The 19,841-nt window shown below is 51.3% G+C and carries 10 protein-coding genes; 6 read left to right on the top strand and 4 right to left on the bottom strand.

The features are described from left to right. Positions 1-49: 49 nt before the first annotated feature. The 4 genes from AB1611_13665 to AB1611_13650 form a co-directional block, all read right to left on the bottom strand. A complete protein-coding gene (locus AB1611_13665) occupies positions 50-7,717 on the bottom strand; it encodes a cytochrome c3 family protein (GenBank protein MEW6380637.1) in 7,668 nt (2,555 codons plus the stop codon). A gap of 99 nt (positions 7,718-7,816) precedes the next feature. Next, entirely contained in the window at positions 7,817-8,764 is a 948-nt protein-coding gene (locus tag AB1611_13660; GenBank protein MEW6380636.1) for a 6-bladed beta-propeller, read from the bottom strand. A 121-nt stretch (positions 8,765-8,885) separates the two neighbouring features. After that, the gene (locus AB1611_13655) at positions 8,886-10,151 is read right to left on the bottom strand and encodes a cytochrome c3 family protein (protein MEW6380635.1); all 1,266 of its coding nucleotides are present in this window, start codon (positions 10,149-10,151) and stop codon (positions 8,886-8,888) included. Positions 10,152-10,312: 161 nt separating this feature from the next. Next, positions 10,313-11,317, bottom strand: coding sequence for a hypothetical protein (locus AB1611_13650; protein MEW6380634.1), 1,005 nt, complete (start codon positions 11,315-11,317; stop codon positions 10,313-10,315). Between the two features lie 203 nt (positions 11,318-11,520). On the opposite strand from AB1611_13650, the gene AB1611_13645 reads away from it, so the two are divergent. The 6 genes from AB1611_13645 (at position 11,521) to fusA (ending at position 19,825) form a co-directional block, all read left to right on the top strand. Beyond that, positions 11,521-13,299 carry a PAS domain S-box protein gene (locus AB1611_13645; protein ID MEW6380633.1) on the top strand — a complete coding sequence of 593 codons (1,779 nt, stop codon included), beginning with the start codon at positions 11,521-11,523 and terminating at the stop codon, positions 13,297-13,299. A 110-nt stretch (positions 13,300-13,409) separates the two neighbouring features. After that, positions 13,410-14,855, top strand: coding sequence for a sigma-54 dependent transcriptional regulator (locus AB1611_13640; protein MEW6380632.1), 1,446 nt, complete (start codon positions 13,410-13,412; stop codon positions 14,853-14,855). 46 nt (positions 14,856-14,901) lie between these two features. After that, complete coding sequence (gene purD / locus AB1611_13635; GenBank protein ID MEW6380631.1) at positions 14,902-16,200, top strand: phosphoribosylamine--glycine ligase; 1,299 nt, start codon at positions 14,902-14,904, stop codon at positions 16,198-16,200. A gap of 120 nt (positions 16,201-16,320) precedes the next feature. Further along, positions 16,321-16,860, top strand: coding sequence for an SMC-Scp complex subunit ScpB (gene scpB / locus AB1611_13630; protein ID MEW6380630.1), 540 nt, complete (start codon positions 16,321-16,323; stop codon positions 16,858-16,860). Between the two features lie 17 nt (positions 16,861-16,877). Beyond that, positions 16,878-17,603, top strand: a complete 726-nt coding sequence (locus AB1611_13625; GenBank protein MEW6380629.1) for a pseudouridine synthase — start codon at positions 16,878-16,880, stop codon at positions 17,601-17,603. A 131-nt stretch (positions 17,604-17,734) separates the two neighbouring features. Then, positions 17,735-19,825, top strand: coding sequence for an elongation factor G (gene fusA, locus AB1611_13620; protein MEW6380628.1), 2,091 nt, complete (start codon positions 17,735-17,737; stop codon positions 19,823-19,825). Positions 19,826-19,841: the final 16 nt, after the last annotated feature.

Here is a 19,841-nt window from a genome sequence, read left to right as displayed (position 1 = left end):
CTCCCACTCCTCTGCTTTTCTCTGGACTTCCCTCTGTCTTTTGTTTTTTTCAGGGAGAAGCAGGAGGAGCCATACCGAAAAATTGTATTTCGCCAATCCAGTTGCCAAGAGGCCCGGGAAGCAGCTTCCTGACATCCAGGGTGAGATACCGGCCTCTGGCGTCAAACTCAGGGCTTATGGCCCACCCCGCAACCTGTGATATCTCATAAGGGCCATATGTTGGAGCTTCCGGATCGTATACCGGGTCAGGGGTAACCCAGACCTTTACCGAAGCTTTCCCCCTGCTGTCACGGCTGAAGAGCCGAATGCGGGAAACCTGATATTGTGTCTGATATTCCGGTTCAAGATCATAGGTAATTCGTGCTGTCCCGTCCAGGACGGACCAGGGGGTATTCGGATCGCTGTCGATTGATCTTGCGGCATTGGTATTCCCGCCCCAGGTCGGGCTGAAGCTGTGGATGGCCTCTGGTGTCCGCCAGGTGGCCACCGGCGGATCAAATGATCCTGTGAGAGTAACCGACCCTATGATCGGGTGCTGGGATTGATCGCAGATAATATCGCCCAGGGTAATAGTATCGCCAACAGCGATTGTGGGAACCGGAGCGCCGGAGCCAAAGGTTATCTTCAGGGTATCATTGGCAGGGGCGTTCCATTCGATGGCCTTGACCTGACCCCAGGAATGACCGTTATTTACCTGCAAGGCCGTGTTGATCGTCTCTGCGGTTATCGCATTGCCAAAGGTCTTCCCGGCAAAGGAGATGATCACCTGATCGCCCTCCTGGATTCCCGGCTCCGGGCTCTGTGACTGATTTCCGGCAACGGCCCTGGCCAGAGAGCAGTCGAAGGTTCCGGTAATCACCCGGGATGAGATAATCGGAAGTTCAAACCCTCCTGCCCGTGCCTTCAGCTTGAGGGAGGATACCTCAACATGATCTCCGGCAGCGAGGGTAGCCCCTTCCTTTTTCAGGATTATGGTGAGGGTATCATTGGCCTGCCCGCCCGCAGCGGACCACTCGATACTGCCGGGGGTACCCCAGCTCTTGCGGGTTTCAACCTTGTGGTTGGCATCTCCATACACACTCAGGACCGATTCCACGTCAGCCGGCCCCCTGATCACCTCAGGGCCGTTGGTGGATACATTGAAGGTAATGACCATCTGGTCCCCGTCATCAACTCCCGTGCCGCCGGAGATGCTGTTCAAGGCTTCAGCCTTGAGAATCTGCGGACTGATATCAGGTAACGGAATCTCACCATCCTGGTATTGCACTTCGGCGATGTAACTGCTGAGAGGTCCGGGAGTCAGCTTTTTGACCTCCAGGGTGAGATAGCGGCCTTTGGAATAAAATTGATACGGACTTGCAGCCCACCCTGAAACTCCTGATATCTCGAAGGGGCCGGTTGTTGGATTGTTGGGATCATAAACCGGCTCATCGGTGACCCAGGTCTTGACCGAAACTTTTACCCCACCACTAGTGCTGAAGAACCGGATGCTGGAGACCTGATGCTGCGTTTTCAGATCATAGGTAATACGCGCTGTCCCGTCCAGAACAGTCCACATGGTGTTCGGATCGCTGTCGATCGATCTTGCGGCATTGGTATTCCCGCCCCAGGTCGGGCTGAAGCTGTGGATGGCCTCTGGTGTCCGCCAGGTGGCCACCGGCGGATCAAATGATCCTGTGAGAGTAACCGACCCTATGATCGGGTGCTGGGATTGATCGCAGATAATATCGCCCAGGGTAATAGTATCGCCAACAGCGATTGTGGGAACCGGAGCGCCGGAGCCAAAGGTTATCTTCAGGGTATCATTGGCAGGGGCGTTCCATTCGATGGCCTTGACCTGACCCCAGGAATGACCGTTATTTACCTGCAAGGCCGTGTTGATCGTCTCTGCGGTTATCGCATTGCCAAAGGTCTTCCCGGCAAAGGAGATGATCACCTGATCGCCCTCCTGGATTCCCGGCTCCGGGCTCTGTGACTGATTTCCGGCAACGGCCCTGGCCAGAGAGCAGTCGAAGGTTCCGGTAATCACCCGGGATGAGATAATCGGAAGTTCAAACCCTCCTGCCCGTGCCTTCAGCTTGAGGGAGGATACCTCAACATGATCTCCGGCAGCGAGGGTAGCCCCTTCCTTTTTCAGGATTATGGTGAGGGTATCATTGGCCTGCCCGCCCGCAGCGGACCACTCGATACTGCCGGGGGTACCCCAGCTCTTGCGGGTTTCAACCTTGTGGTTGGCATCTCCATACACACTCAGGACCGATTCCACGTCAGCCGGCCCCCTGATCACCTCAGGGCCGTTGGTGGATACATTGAAGGTAATAACCACCTGATCCCCGTCATCAACTCCCGCACCGCCTGAGGCATTGTTCCGAGCCTCTACACCAAGGATTCGGGGATTGACATGGGGAAGCGCGGTCGTTCCCTGGAATGCCACTTCATGAAACAACTCACCGAGAGGACCGTTCCCGATTTTCCTGGCCTCGATCCGTAAATACCGGCCTACGGCATCGAATTGGGGACTGGAATGCCACCCTTGAGTTACCGGTATCTGCCAGGAGTCAAGAGTCGGAGCTGTTTCGTCATACTCCGGACCGGCGGTAACCCAGACTTTTGCCGAAGCATTTCCTCCACTGCCACCGCTGGAAATCCAAACCCTGGAAACTCGGTACATTGTTCCCAGATCGTAACTGATCTTTCCTTCCGCCGAAGGGCCAAGGAACCAGAGGGTATTGGGGTCTCCATCGATCGATTTCATAGTATTACCCCAGGGCGGACCCGGAATATTAGAGCTGTATACAGCCAGCGGGCTGAGCAGGGGATAAGAATCAAACGATCCTTCAAGTATGGCTGAGCCGCTTAAGATATTTGCAGATTGATCGCGGATGATATCCCCCAGGGTGATACTGTCTCCAACTGCAATTGTGGCCGCAGGCTGTTCATTGCCAAGGATTATGGTCAGAGTATCATTGGCAGGAGCATTCCACCTGATCTCCTTTACCTGCCCCCAGGTATGGCCGCTGCTCAGCCGCAGGGCCTGATCAATATTGGCCGCAGTCAGCGAAGTGCCTCCACTGCCGACATCGATGGACCCTGAAAAGTAAACAGTTACCTGATCTCCCTCCTGAATTCCCGGCTCCTCACTCTGAGATTGATTTTCTGCACAGACCCTGACCAGGGCACAATCGAATGTCCCCGTCATCTCCCTCGACGAGTCAATCTGACGGCTAATGCCGCCGACAATTCCCTCGAGATTTCCCGGAAGCACTCTCAGATAATCGCCAATGGCAATGTCCGTACCCTCCTTCCGCAGGATCAGGCGCAAAGTATCATTGGAACGGCCGCCTGCTGACGACCATTCAATATTGGCGGGGGTGCTCCATGCTTTTTCCAGGGTGCAGTTACTGTCTCCATAAATCTTGATGCCGAATTTCACATCTTCCGGCAGCTTGATCACTTGCGGGCCATTGGTGGCCGTGGTAAAGGTAATAACCAATTGATCTCCATCGTCGATTCCCCTGCCGCCGGTGGGACCATTCCAGGCCACAACACTCTCGATTTGAGGATTGATATTGTCAGGGTTGATATACGGTGTCCGGGTATATTTCACATAGGCTGGATGGCAGGTCTCACAAATCCTGTTCTGTGAAATTGTACCTCTTCCCGCGCTGAACTGGCTGAAAATCTCCCCTCCCGTGCTTCCGGGCAGAGTCGAACCCGATGGCTGATACCGGAAATTCAGGCCCGGAACCTTATCCGAAGTACCCGGAGTGCTGATAAGCTCACCATGACGCATCATCCGGGGAGTTGGGGAGCCGTGGACATTATGGCAGGCAGGACAGCTCATGGCAGAATCCCCCGTGCTGTTCCAACTGGATGTCCAATCGGGATTGTTGCCCCCGCCGCCTCTTCCGGACAAGTGGGAAAGGTGCAGATTGACACTCTTATCGCTGTTTTCATAGAGATAGCTGCTGTTATAAAAATTCGTTTGCAGAGGATCTTTCAGGTATCTTTGATCAGAGCTCACTCCATTCCCCAAAAGTGCAAAGCGGTCGTGGCACTGGAAGCAGAGAGCAAAGTCCTGCCAGTATTGCTGAGGATTATTGTTCGGGCCGGTGCTCGCTGTTCTGGGGATATCCATCGGCCGGGCCGGATCATTCGCCAGGGCAGAGGCTTTAAGGCGGTAGCCGGCCTGGTAATTGTTCCTGCTGGCTGAATATGTCCGGTGAGCATGGTCGATATGGCCAAGGCGGGCATCATGACAATCCGTGCAGGAAGCCCCGGCACCTCTTTCCTCCGAGCCCGGATAGGACTTGCCTTCTTCCAGACCATGACCGGTTACGAAATAGCCATACCCTCTCCCGTATTGAGTAAGAGCGGTTTCATCTCCGGCCACGTTCGGTGCACTCACGCCGGAACCGTCGCTGCGGCTGGCGGCAGGCTCCTTATCATGGCAGCCGACACACCATTTCTCCCTGCCCCCCCTAAGCTCCAGTTTCCCGTCAGGAGCCTGGACATATACACCGCCGGATTTCCAATTGGCTTTGGCCCCGATGGAAGGATCGTTCACTCCATCATAGTCGCCTCCAGGGCTATGGCACTTATCGCACACCGAGGTCTGAGCCAGGGTCTGGCCATCCTTGAAGTCTGGCACCCCGTTGCAATGGGCCGGATCGTCGTGCGAGGTATGACAGTCATTGCACTGCTCCGGTGAATGGGGACCGGGTCCCCGGTCGGAAATCAGGTGAACAGCATGCCCGTCCTTGGAAATCGTCCTGCCGGGACCGAAAACATCGTGACAGGTGCCGCAGACCGATTCGGGATTCTGCTCTTCCCAGGAAACGGAAAGGAGCCTCCCGTCACGGCTGTGGCAATTTACACTACAGGTGCGATCAGCGGCATATTTTCCATTGGGATCGGCAAAAATTATGTCTTTTTTCCCATTGACGTGGTTCGCATACCCGATATCTTCCCGGATGGTGTTTTCGTTATCCGTGCAGGTTCCGGCATGACACTTGGTGCACAGGATCTTGGCCATGCCGGTTGTGTCTTTATTCGGGGTAGTGACTACGATATGCTTTCGATGGTACGAGGAAAGCTGCCAGGTGTCAGCTGGCTGATCGAGATCAATAAAGCCATGACAATTATTGCACCGATTTGCGTTGTGATCGTCCCAGGTCAGGGCGAAAGACGGGTTAGCCTGATAGCTGTTCTCCCGCGGATGGTTCGGCAGACTGAGCGGATTGGCATTACTGTGGCACCAGACAGTACTGCACGAATTATGCCCGCTGAAGGTGCTCTGATCGGTCCAGAAAACCCGATTGGGATCAATGGGATCCTCCTTGCAGGTATCGGGCAGGTCATAGGTTGAGGCATCATAACCTGGCGTAATCCCGGCATTGTCGAGATATGGATTGTGATACAACGATCGGTATCGGTAGGTTTTTTGGTGGAGAATCTGATTTTTCCACTCGATTGAATCAGACCCGTCGTGGAAGCAAACTTGCGCATATTGGCAATTCGATCCGGGCGCTTTGCCATTGCCATGAATGGCCTTGCCGGCTGTATGGTTCATTCGTGCATGGCAAACCTCACAGGCAAAGGCGTATTTATCCGTATGATAGGCATGGGGGCCGCTGTACTTTTTGGCCTGCCAGGCTCCCTGATCCGCATGGCATTTATCACAACTGCCTGGTGAGAGATGATGAACGTTTTCCGAATCAGGGGCATCGTAGCTGCTGCCATGACAACTGTGACAACTCTCTGTCGATCCCTCTCCATCCCGGTGCTCAGCGAAGTCGGGAATCGGCTTCATGGTAATCCCTTCCACGACGGACTTGACTTCAGGCTTATTCGAGGGAACATGGCAGCCAAAGCAGAACCTGCGGGAAGAATTCGGATCATTCAGGGTGTCGAGCTCCCGCCAGCCCGGCCGCTCGTCGGAAAGAAGATGGAGGTTTGGTCCGCTTTGGTTATTGCCCATTGAACCATGCGGGTTATGGCAGTTTGAGCAGGCCAGTTTATCCCCTGGTCTGGCGAAACCGCCGTCACTTTTGATCTTATGGCCTGAGTACAGGTCATCCTGGCTGTAGTAGTCAGCGATTCTTTTCGTTTCCGGCCTCATGCCGCTCGGCCCATTCTCACTATGGCAGCTCAGGCACAGCTCATAATTGTCCGCCCCTGCAATGCCTGATCCTGAGGTTCCTTCATAGGGCAACTGGAGCATATCAAACCGGCTCTCGGTACCATGAGGGCTGTGGCAGTTCATGCAGGAACCCTCGTTGGGCATGGCCCCGTTTTCCCTGCCGTGAGGAGAATATTGCTCGTTATTGTAGGCCAAAGCTCCCGGCCACCTACCCCGGTATTGGAGGCCGCCGAGCCGTACCGCTGTATTGTTGATTTCAGAATTCAGCTCAAAGTAGCCGAGAAAGGCCCGATCATTGCCGGCATCTACCGTCAGGCTGATCCGGGCTTTGGCCCCCTGCGGCAGTTTTTCTTCCGAAAGCGGATAGGATGCCGGGACTTCCCAGTGACATCCGGGAGTCAGGCAAAAAGATTTATTGCTCTCGGCGAACAGGTTATGAGCATTGCCCTGAGGGTTGTTCGCGGTGCCATGCTGCCGGTGGCATTGCTCGCACTCACCCCTGCCGAATTCCGGTACCCGATAGACCCCGAAATTTGGATCAGCGTGCGGACTGGATTCATAGTGCCCGTTCCCGATATGGTGGCAGGCCTGACAGGTATCCCGCATATACTGCCCCCCCTCTCGATCGGGACTGGCAGGGTTTTCCCACAGCAGCCCGTAGCGGTGGGTTGATCCATGAGCCTTATGACAGCTCCCGCAAAAGGGGCGGTCCGATCCCCGGTCCGTATCTGATGATGACGTTACGGTCGGAGGCCGGGTCGGGGGCCCGGAGGCAGTAGCTGACCACCACTGGCTGATGGAGGGCTTGGCCTGGGACATGGTGATACCATAGGTCGGATGGAGTGTTCTTGTCCCCTGGACATCACCCCGCTGATTGAAAGCCGGATGGCATCCGGCACACCAGAAGGAAAGCCCCACCGTATCCTCTCCTGCCTCTCCTTCCTGCCGGTAAATGATTTTTGTCAAATCATAGGGTGAGGAGGAAGCATCGGCACTATCAACCGCGATCTGAATACCCTTGTCTTCATTTCCACTCACCGACGTGCCGATAAAATACGTCACTGGAGAATTTGCAGAATCAGCTAAAGGTTTTGGCCGAAGATTCCGATAATATGAATTGCCATGAGGATCGTGACAGGAAGTACAGGACAGGGTCCTGTTCCATGTTCCCTGATACCCGGGGGGAGGGTTGGGACTGTTCAGGGTGTGGCCGAAGACTCCGCTGTCGGCGTTTTTCTCTTCACCGAGATAACCGGCTGAGCTTTGGTAATCGCGGGAGGTGGAATACATGACATTCGGTGCCTCGAGGTTATAACCATCGTGGCACATGAGACACATTTCGGAAGTGGTATTTTTTAAAAGGTAATCCTGCGGTCCTTCTCCCCAGGGCCGCGCTCCGTCAGGAACCTGTGGAGTAGCGCCATCCTGACTGAAATGGAGAGTATGACAGTCATAACAGTTCAGGTTCTGGCCTTTGATATGGTAGTTCCCTGCGCGAGCAAGAGAAAGAGGGAAAATTATACAAATACCGCAGAATACAATGATAGAGACCGCTTTCTTCACGTCTAATTCCAAAAGAGCAATATATGCCATTAATTTAGGGGGAGCACTCTTACCTAACTTGCTAATTATCCATCACCTACTACTTCTTCCAACAGCACGCCATGTTTTCTCTTATCTTTTATCTACATGTTTCGTCTTCTCTCCTTGCCCTGTCTCTAATCCCTGTTTTCCCTCAATCTGAAATACCTGAAATCTATTGCTGCTTTTTTCTAATATATATATCCTGTCCTGATCATCAAAGTCAAGATCGACGGGAAAACAAAATTTCCCCGCTTCCGTTCCATAAGTGCCAAAGCCGGATAAATAGTTACCCTCCTGATCATATACCTTGATCCGGTGGCGGAAAGCATCCACTACCCATATCCTCTGATGTCGGTCTACACAAATGCTCTGGGGAAAAGAAAAGTCTTCCTCGTGCTGACCATGCCTTCCGAAGGAGCCGAGATACTTGCCTTCCAGACTGAATACCTGCACGGGAATCCCCTGAGAATCGCTCAGGTAAATCTTTCCTTCCCGAAAGAAGATGTCGGTGATAAGCTGAAATTTGCCTTTCCCCGATCCTCTGCCGCCAAAGCGGAAGGCTAAAGATCCATTCCGCTCAAACACCCAGATTTCGCCGGTTTTTCGATTGACTGCATATATCCTGCCTCCCGGACCCAGCACGAACTTTCCTGCTGAAAATCCATGATCCTTCAGCAATTCAGGGGAGGGAAGGGAGGAGAGAAATTTTCCCCCGGCATCGAAAATCTCCAGGCATTCTTTATCCCGATAGCTGATATAAATTTTCCCCTCCGCATCGCTCAACACCCCCAGCGGGCGGGAAAGCGGACGCTCAGTCCGGAGTATGCCTAATGGTTCTCCCGAAAGGGAGAATACGGCCACCTCCCGGTTATCTGTATCTGCAATATAAATCTTCTTTTGAGAGTTATCCAGGAATATTCCCAGAGGATGATTGAAGGAGTGACCTTTCTGGATTCCCCGCACATCGAAAAGCCACTCCGTCCTGATACCTGCCCCCCCCCCGGCGACAGCAAAGGAGGGAAATCCCACACAGCACATAAGAATGTAAATAATACTCTTACATACTGCCTTCTTAGGTACAAATTTCTCATCCATCTCTACTTCTTGAGCACTACTAAGTATAAAATAGTATCCGAAAAATCCTGCCGAAGGAAATGTATTAATCCTGCCTGTTATACTTATCCGTATGACACCGGAAACAGCCATCCCCCTTGGTTGAAGTGGTTCGCATCTCATTGTAGTCCCATCGCAGAGAATCATCATACTGTGATCCGTGTGCCCTATGACAGGATACGCAGAGGACAACCCGTTCTGATTTCTGGAGTTCATTCACCGAGCCGGTCTTAGTGATCTTGGCAAAACCAACCGGCACTTCCTGTGAATAGTCCTTGCCATCGACACCCGGATAGTTCCAATAGGCAGTATTTTGCTTCATGACGATATCGGTCGGATGCCGTTTCCAGGGAGAGCTCATTTCGCTTTGGCTGGATCCCTTCAAACCTTCAAGGCTGTGAAAACCATTTCCGGTCGTATCGCTGGCACATCCATGACACTCACCACAAAAGCCGTTAATCGAGCGGTCCGGGCCGGGGTCTCTTTTATCACCCTGGACCCCCTTATCAGTTCCCTGATAAATATTTACATCTTCGCCACTCAGATCGATCTGCTCGAGGAATTTATCAGCATGGTCCCCATATTCCCAGTTACTGGCAACTCTTCCCCTGACATGATAGAGCATGCGATAACTGCTGGCTACCGTGTTTCCATCCCGATACCGGCCCTCATAGCTATTAGTGGCCGGACTGTGATGCCCGCCCTTGATCGAAGCCAGCGGATCCGATATATTCCTGTTCCCGTGACAGCCGGACGCTCCCGCGCAGGTCAACTGATTACTGACATCGCTCCTGATGCAATCTTCCGTTCCGCCGGGAGGAATGACTCCCAGCAGCTCATCTTCATTGCCGCTGTTATCGTCCTCCATGCCCGCGACATTATGCCCCTTGCGGCAGGATTTCCCATCCCTCTCGGTTTTGTCTTTCGCTACATAGTAATAGGTCCCCGCAGCCGACATTTTACCATCGGTCGATTCGAGATTGACATTGACCTGAGGGGCATCGGTATTTTCCTTCGTCTCCGGATTCTCCTTCGCCGGATCCTTAAAATATTGGCCGCTCGCATTTCTTTTATGGCAGCCAAGGCAGGGATTTCCCAGATTCAGATTGGCTCCCTTGATCAAAAACGACTGAGCCTCCAATTCCTGGCCGTTAACCTCATTAACCACCGCTCCATCCTGGCTGTTGTGCATGGTATGACACTCGGAACAGGGCCCCTTTACCCCTGCCTCACTGGATAGACTCTGGATAAAAACCAACCCGCTGATAAGTGCCACTACACAGAGATTCCGGAAAAATTCTCTTCTTTTCACGTTTAAGCGCCCCCTTTCCAAGATTCACTCCTAACCGAGGTTATTCTTAATTCCTCTTGCTGTTCTTGAGCAATTCGCTGCTCCAATTGTTATGCCTCTATTTAGTATTTCGGTATTTTTATAAAAAATATACTACCCATCGAAGGCTTTTTTCAGCTTCTCTATGGTGAATGAATGGCCAGGACCTGCAGACGGTGATTGAACGAGTCTGCCACGATCAGCCGATTTTCCCTGTCCAGGCAGATATGGTCGGGATGACTGAACCAGCCGACTTTCTCCCCCTGGCCTCCATATTCCTGGAGGAACACGCCGTTTAAATTATACATGGATAAAGTATGCCGCATATAGTCTATGACAAAGATTAATTCCTGTGCGCAGTCAGCCGCAATTCCCACCGGACGGCTTAATTTGCCGAAAGATCCTCCCTTCTGTCCGAACTGAAACAGGAAAGTCTCCGGATTCTCATAAACATAGATTCTGCCCATCTCTTCACTGACACAATAAATTCTTCCGCGGGAATCCAGAGTGACCCGGTTTACGGCTACCGGCGTCGGAGGCATCCCCTCCTTGCGCGATTCCTTTGGAGTAATAGCTGCCCTGAGCTTGCCCTCGGGGTCTATAACCAGCACTCCCTGCTCGGTTCCGGTAGCCAGATAAAGGCAATCCGTCTGGTGATCGATAACCATATCCTGTGCACAGCGAACCCTGCCTTCGGCCAGTTTATTCAGGTCTATCTTTTTGATTATCTTGCCGATCGAGTTAAAAACCAGGATCCCCTGCTCCGCATCGGCCACATAGATATGCCCCTTCTGACCAACCGCTACCGCATTCGGTGACTGCAAACCGTTCCCCATATCCAGCCTGCTCACGGGTTGATAGTGGTTATCGAAAATAAGAACAGCCCGGCTTGAGGAGTCAACCACATAAAGGTTGCCCGGCCCGTCAACATATACATCAACAGGCTGTCCCAGGGGGAGTTGATTATTGAATTGATTGATGACCAGGACAGGACTGATACTCTCTTTCAGATATTCAGCAACCGCCGCTTCCGCTGCGGGAAGACAAAAAAGAAGCAGCCACAGGCACAAAATACTCCCCACAGTCAAAATGCTCTCTTTCCTCATTGCTCCATCCTTATGGCCTATGCTCCTGTTCGTACAGCTCAACAGCTTTACAATTCACCTTACCGTTTTTTCCAGGAGTAGTTGGGTTATAATGAAAATAATAGCATATCTCTCGTTTGAAGGAAAGGTAAAATTGAATTGTTTAACCATGTATGATAAATTATAATATTAATAACCAGTAAAATAATTCCATAGGCCTAATTATTTATTCTCCCACGCACTTAAGATCGACCGGAGTTAAAAGCATGTCCAAAAACAAAGAGCTGATGAAGGAATTCATAAAATCCTTCAAAGATAATTTTACCTACGATCCCAGATCCAACCTTTCAGCCCGATGGGCACTTCTGTGGTGTACGGTGCTTCTGCTGTTGGGAACCATACATAGTATCCCCCAGTTCCAGATGATAATTGATTTTGCCTTCGGAATCGCTGCCGCCGCCCTCTACCCTACTCTTGGCGCCACCGGCACGATATACCGGGACCGGGAGAAAATCATTACAGACTACAACAAAAACCTGGAGAAGCTGATTGAAAGCAAAACAGAACAACTGGTGAAAAATGAAAAAAAATACCGGACTCTTTTCGAAATTGTTCCTGCCGGGATGTTCCGGGTGACCGAGGGACTGGAGATTGCCGATATCAACACCTTCGCCCTGAATCTTCTCGGCCTGACTCACAATGAGGTTATCGGACGACGGTGCCTTGATCTCATCTGCATGGGTGAAGGCACCTGCAAGTTATGCTGCTCTTGCGGGGAAATCGCGACCAGGGAAACCACCCTGCACACGCCGGAGGGGGCTCAAAACCATGTAGTTATCAGTTGCCGCAACTGGGAGATGGAGGGGAAAGCCAGTATTATCGGCAGCATCACCAATATCAACGAGCGAAAAAAACTGGAGGAAACCAATCTGGAAAACAAGCGCAAGCTCGAATCCATCTTCGATGGTATGGATGACGGGATAATTGTCGTCGATCATGGCAAAAAGATTGCAGCCATCAACCGCAAGCAGGCCACCACCCTAGGATATGCCCCGGAGGACCTGATCGGCAGGCCGTATTCGGAAATTGCATCTCCCTTCCGGAGGGAGACGGTCGAAAACGTCTTTACTACCGGGAAAAAGAACAGGAAAGAAAATTCCTTCCCCAAGGGGAATAATGAGAATATTTTCATGGATATTATTTACGCACCTATCAAGAATAAAGAGGGTCAGGTGGAACAGGTCATCGAGGTTCTCCGGGATATCACTGAAATGCGGAACCTGGAGGAGCAAATACGCCATGCCGAGCTATTGGCCACGATAGGGGAGCTCGCTACCTGTGTAGCCCATGAAATCAATAATCCTATCGGTATTATTCTCATAAACACCCAGGTATTGCTGGAGAAGATTACTGAAACCAACATGAATTATAAGGCGCTGAAAATCTGCGAGGAGGAATGTATTCGATGCCGGAAAATCATCAGGAATTTTATGGACTTTGCCCGTCCTGATATTCCCCGCAAAAGCCTTCTTAACCGTGAAAAGATGGAAGAGATCATTGGCAGCTGCTTCAAGTTCCTTGAATTCCAGATAGATAAACAAGGGATTCAAGTGAGATTGAATGTGGATCCTGAGTCAAGGATCGATATTGATCCCCATCAGTTTAAGCAGGTTTTACTGAATATCTTTTTAAATGCCATTCAGGCTATGCCGAAGGGAGGAGAGTTGCGCATATCGGTATCGATTCAAACTCACCACCCCCAGCATCCCGATGGGTTGACCCGGCTCGTGATTGAGGACACCGGTGGAGGTATACTCCCTGAGGATTTTCCCCTTATCTTTAAGCCGTTTTTCACCACCAAAAAAGGTGGAAAAGATGGAAAAGGTGAAAAGGGAACAGGTTTGGGATTGCCCATAACTAAAAGAATTATTGAAGCCAACGAAGGGACGATATATGTAGAAAGCGAAGTGGGACAGGGTACCCGGGTAATACTGGAGGTACCTCTGCCACAGGAGAACAATTATGAAGAAGATTCTCGTTGTTGACGATGGGTTGATCCGTTTCGTGATCAGGGGCATCGATAGTGATATGCATCCAGAAAGTATGCCTTGCATCTTTGGTAATTTATTGAATTACCTTTTGAGAAGGAGCGGTTATGAAAAATATCCTCATCGTGGACGATGAACCGAATTACCTCACTACCCTAGAGAGCGTCCTTACGAGCGGAGAGTATCAGGTTACCACCTCCCTAACCAGCCGGGAGGCCATTGCCATTGGAAAAGATATGGAATTCGATCTTCTGATCGTCGATCTGGCCCTGCCCGAGATCGACGGTATTGCCTTAATGGAATGGTTCCACAAGTCGCATCCCAATTTACCGACTATTTTCATTACCGGACATGGGACTATCCCGCTGGCTGTTGAGGCTGTACAGAAAGGGGCCTACGATTTCATTCAAAAACCGTTCGAATTGGATACAATCCGCACTGCGGTAAAGAGAGCCCTGGAGTACGGCGAGCTCCTTCAAAGGCTGAATCGATTGGAAAAAGAGGTCCAAAACAAATATTCCTTCAACAATATTATCGCCAAAAGCAAATGCATGTGGAATGTATTCAGGCTGGTCGAACAGGTTGCTGACAGTATGGCAACCGTGTTGATCGAGGGAGAGAGCGGAACCGGGAAAGATCTGCTCGCCCGGGCCATCCATTATCACAGCTCGCGGAAGAATTTCCCCTTTGAAGCTGTTGATTGCACGAACTTATCAGAAATATTTCTCGAAAGTCAATTGTTCGGACACGTCAAGGGTGCTTTTACCGGTGCCGATAAGGACCGGCGCGGCCTCTTTGTTACAGCTTCGGGAGGAACGATTTTTCTTGATGAAGTAGGCGATATCCCCCTGTCTGTCCAATCAAAGCTTCTGCGGGTGATTCAGACACGGGAAATACGCCCTCTGGGCAGCGATAAAACCATTAAGGTCGATGTCCGGATTATCACGGCCACCAACAAGAACTTGCGCGAGATGGTAAAAAAGGGAGATTTCCGCGAAGACCTCTTCTATCGGCTCGCTGTTATTCCCATGCGTATTCCATCACTTCGGGAGAGAAAGGAGGATATCCCCATCCTGGCGGCTCACTTTATTGAGAAACATAGTACGATCAACCAAAAACAGACGAAAAGCATTACCCGCCAGGCCCTGCTTTATCTCAGCCAGTATAACTGGCCGGGGAATGTCCGGGAGTTGGAGAATACGATCGAGCGGGCTCTTCTTATCTCCGGAGATGGTCCAATCGACATCCCGCATCTGATTCTTGACCATCGATCCCTGACCGACAGCTTCATCGACAATACCAGTCTGCCCGATAAGCAAAATACCTTAAGCGAGGCCATTGAAAAAGCGGAAAGAGAGTTTATCCTTCAGGTCCTCAAGATGGTAAACTTCAATTGTACGCATGCAGCTAAATTCATGGGTATCAGCCGGCGCACTCTTTATGATAAAATCGAGAAGTACCAACTCAAAAGGTACTTCCAGGAACATGATCAAAAACGCAAGGGCCTCAATCGCAGGAACCTGACGGATTATCCTCCCGCCCCACCGCAATAGGGCACAATGCAGAAAGACAGACAACCATAACAAGGAGCAAAACCGCATGAAGGTATTAATAGTCGGAGGCGGGGGCAGGGAACATGCCCTGGCCTGGAAGATTCACCAGAATAACGAAGTATCGGCAATCTATGCCGTTCCGGGAAATGCAGGTATAGCAGACATCGCCGAGTGTTTTCCTCTCGATGTGTCCGATATCGCCGGACTGGCCAGACTGTCCAGAGAAAAAGAGATCGATCTGACCATTGTAGGCCCGGAATTGCCGCTCTCACTCGGCATAGTCGATGAATTCGAACGGCAGGGGCTCACGGCTTTCGGCCCGGTGCGGGAGGCGGCGGCAGTTGAATCAAGCAAGGTTTTTGCCAAACGGCTGATGAAAGAAAATAATATCCCTACGGCCTCCTATGAGGTATTTTCCGATCCCCAAAAAGCCGGAGAATATGTCCGCAGCCTTGACCGTCCTGTGGTGATCAAGGCCGATGGTCTTGCAGCCGGTAAGGGAGTCATGGTCTGTCAGCAGCCCGGCGACGCCCTCCGGGCCATTGAGCTTATCCTGGTCAACCAGACATTCGGTCAGGCAGGTCAGCGGATTATCATCGAAGAGTTCCTGCAGGGTGAAGAGGCTTCCTTTCTCGCTCTCACCGATGGGCATACGATTCTTCCCCTGGCCTCATCGCAGGACCATAAAACCGTTTTCGACAATGACCGGGGGCCGAACACCGGGGGCATGGGTGCCTACTCTCCGGCACCGGTCATCACCGAAGAGATGCACCAGAAGATCATGTCCAGGATCATGGTACCGGCCATCGAGGGACTTGCCCGGCTTGGGATTACTTACCGGGGTGTCCTCTATGCGGGCCTGATGATCCGGAACAACGAACCCATGCTCCTGGAATTTAACGCCCGATTCGGAGATCCTGAAACCCAGGCCATTATCAGGCGGCTTGACACAGATCTGCTATCGGTTATCCAGAAGGCAATCCACAACAAGCTCCACGAGGTAAGCCTGCACTGGCGTCCGGATGCATCTACCTGTGTGGTTCTGGCCTCGGCAGGCTATCCTGACTCCTACCCAAAAGGGAAAGAGATCAGGGGATTGCAGGAGGCCGCCCAGGTTCCGCAGGTCGTTCTCTTTCATGCCGGGACTGCCAGACAGGGGAGTAAACTGCTGAGCAGCGGAGGAAGGGTCCTCGGTGTGACCGCCCTGGGTGAGACCATTGCCGAATCCATCTCACGGGCTTACGAGGCTGCGGCCAGAATCAGCTTCGAAGGCATGCACTACCGCACAGATATCGGAAAACGCGCCCTTAACCGCGTTCAAACCTCAGCGCCGATAGAACCTTGAGCAGCATCGGCCTGATGAAATTATCTTCTCTCTGGTATCCTGCCTGCTCTCCCACGATATATGATTGAACAAGTTAGCATTTTATGCTAATATTACTCTGTAGTTATGATGAGCGGGACAATGACCATCAGAGAGAAGACAAAACCCATTATCGAATCCCTGTTATTTACTCAGGACAAGCCCCTGACCGTGGAAAAGATCGAGGAGGTCATTCCGGAACTGGAAAAAGGGGAAATTCGAACCATCCTGTCCGAATTGATGCTGGAATACCAGGCGGACCATAGGGGGATACAGGTTATTGAAATTGCGAATGGTTTCCAGATGTGTACCAAGAAACAGTATGAAGAGTATATTCAAAAGCTCCTGGTCCGTTCCAGAAGTAAAAAAATGTCAAAACCCGCTCTGGAAACCCTCTCAATTATCGCTTATAAGCAGCCGATCACCAAAGTGGAAATTGAAGCGCTGCGGGGAGTTGAAAGTGGCGGGGTGATCCGGAGCCTCCTGGAATCCCGGTTTATCAAAATGGGGGGGAGGAAAAATGTACCAGGCCGCCCTATCTTATATCGGACCACTGAAGATTTTCTGACCTATTTCGGGCTCAGCGATCTTTCCGAATTGCCACCGCTTCACGAAGTTAATCGAGTTATGGAAGAACGATGATTCCCTCCTCCAATACCATGCGATTACAGAAAGTATTGGCACAGGCTGGCCTTGGCTCACGGAGAAAATGTGAGCAGTTAATCCTCGAAGGAAAGGTGCGGGTCAACGGTAAGGTTGTAACTGAGCTTGGAACCAAAGTAACCACGCCGGAAGATGTTGTCACCTATGAGGGCAGGCGGCTTCCTTCACCATCGCAGGTGCCGAAGGTCTATATCCTGCTCTACAAACCCCGCGGGTTCATCACTTCCCTGCACGATGAGGAAGATCGGCCTACGGTCATGAATCTCCTGCCGCTCATGCCTCAGAGGGTTTTTCCCGTCGGCAGGCTGGACTATAACACCGAAGGATTGCTCCTTTTGACCAATGATGGTGAATTGGCGCATGCACTGACACATCCCCGGAACCGGGTTCCCAAAGGTTATCTGGTCAAGGTGAGAGGGGTCCTTGAGGAAAAAAAGATCGTCAGCCAGTTGAAAAAGGAAGGGATTCACTACGGTCAGGATCACCTGACGGTTGATTCGGTCTTTCTGATCAAGAGCACATCGAAAAACTCCTGGCTTTCGCTCGTCATTCACGAAGGCAAAAACAGAGAGGTCAGAAGGATATTCGAGGCCCTCGGCCATCCTGTTGTAAAATTAAAACGCATCAGGTTCGCTTTCCTGAGTCTCAGGGGGTTACAGCCGGGAGATTGCCGGTTCCTTACGGCTGAGGAGGTAAGAAGGTTACAGGAGCTCTGCCGGTAATTATTTGTTATCATGAGCGTTGTATTGCTTGACAGTAAGGATTTTTTTTGTTACCGTATGAAAATCAGGCCTATGGAAACGATCGAAGAAGCCTAGGTTGGTGAGTATCCACACTTGAAAGGAGATGTTCAATGAGTGTAAAGGAATACCAGATCGATAAAATAAGGAACATAGGATTACTGTCTCACGGGGATGAGGGAAAGACCTCGCTGGCCGAGGCTATGCTCTTTGATGCCAGGATGGTGAACAGGTTGGGAAAGGTTGACGATGGATCATCCAACCTGGACTATGAGCCTGATGAAATTTCCAGAAAATTAACCATAAACTCCAGTATAGCTTTTGCCGAATGGAAGAAAAATAAAATCAATCTGATCGATATCCCCGGCGATATCAACTTTACCGGCGACGCCATCGGAGCCCTGCGGGTCATTGACGGGGCTGTTCTGGTTATCAGCGCTGTTTCCGGGGTGAAGGTGCAGACAGAAAATTTCTGGTCTCAGGCCAGAGAATTAAAAATCCCGGCCCTGGTGTTCATCAATAAGCTGGACCGAGAGCGGGCTGACTTTTACCGCACCCTGGAGGACCTTCCCAATTCCCTCGATATCAACCCTGTGGTTCTGCAGCTTCCGATCGGCACCGAACAGAACTTCAAGGGCATTATTGACCTTTTTAACCAGAAAGCGTATATTTATCAGGGAGATGACAGCGGTGAATACCGGGAGGAAAGTATCCCCGCCGGTGAGCAGGAGCGGGTAGCGGAGTTTCGCCAGAAAATGATCGAGACTATTGCCGAGGCGGACGACAGCCTGCTGGAAAAATACCTGGAGGGCGGGGAACTGAACCAGGAGGAGCTCCAATCCGGCCTCCGCAAGGGAATTCAGAGCATGAAATTCACCCCGGTTCTCTGCGGCTCAGCCAGCAAAAATATCGGGGTTCAGCCGCTCATGGATATGATTGTTGACTTTCTCCCCTCACCTGTTGACCGGCCCGATGTTGTCGGCAAAAATAAGGCCGGAGAGGAAATTACCCGAAAGGCAGCGGAGGATCAGCCTTTCTCCGCCTTCGTTTTTAAAACCATTGCTGATCCGTATTCGGGCAAGTTGACCATCTTCCGGGTTTTTTCCGGGTCCTTGAGTTCAGACTCGACGGTTTACAATACAACCAGAGATTGTAAAGAGAAGGTCGGCCAGATATTTGCCCTGATGGGGAAGAACCATCAGAACCATGACCGGGTCAAGGCGGGGGATATCGCCGCTTTTGTCAAACTGAAGGAAACCACCACCGGCGATACTTTGAGTGATGAACATAATCCGATCATTTTCCCGCCCCTGGTCTTTCCCACTCCGATTATCTCTTTTGCCATCGAACCCAAGTCCAAGGGTGATGAGGACAAAGTCAGCAACGCACTGCAACGGCTTAAGGAAGAAGATCCAACCCTCCAGATTTCCCGCGATTCCCAGACCAAGGAGTTTATCATTTCCGGCATGGGCCAGATCCATGTCGAGGTGATCGTTGACCGGATGAAGAGAAAATTCGGAACAGAGGTCCTGCTGAAAACTCCGACCATCCCCTATAAGGAAACCATCAAGGGTTCGACCAAAGTACAGGGAAAATACAAGAGACAGTCAGGCGGAAGAGGGCAATATGGCGACACGTGGATAGAAATCGAGCCGCTTCCCAAGGGTGGCGGATTTGAATTTGTCGATAAGATTGTAGGGGGAGTCATCCCCAGACAATATATTCCGGCTGTGGAAAAGGGGATCGTGGGAGCCATGGAAGAAGGAATCCTGGCCGGTTATCCGGTTACGGACGTCAAGGTAACGCTCTATGATGGCTCCTTTCATGCAGTAGACTCCTCGGAAATGGCTTTCAAGATTGCAGGCTCCATGGGATTCAAGAAGGGATTTATGGAATGCAAGCCTACACTTCTTGAGCCGGTTATGAAGGTTGCCGTTGTCGTCCCGGAAGAGTCCATGGGAGATATCATGGGTGATCTCAACTCGAGAAGGGGCCGGATACAGGGCATTGATACCAAAGGAAGATATCAAATTATCCGGGCGGAGGTTCCCATGTCCGAAATGCTGAAATACGCACCGGACCTGATATCGATGACTGGTGGCCGAGGGAGCTTTACCATGGAATTTTCTCATTATGATGAAGTGCCTGCTCATCTCATAGAAAAGATTGTTGCTGAAGCTAAAAAGGAAAAAGAGGCAGAATAACGATAACGAAGAGGAG

The organism is bacterium (genome assembly GCA_040755755.1).
In the GTDB taxonomy this organism is placed as follows: Bacteria; SZUA-182; SZUA-182; order DTGQ01; family DTGQ01; genus DTGQ01.
Note: the sequence above shows the minus strand (reverse complement) of the source record. Positions and strands in the feature narration are given on the sequence as shown.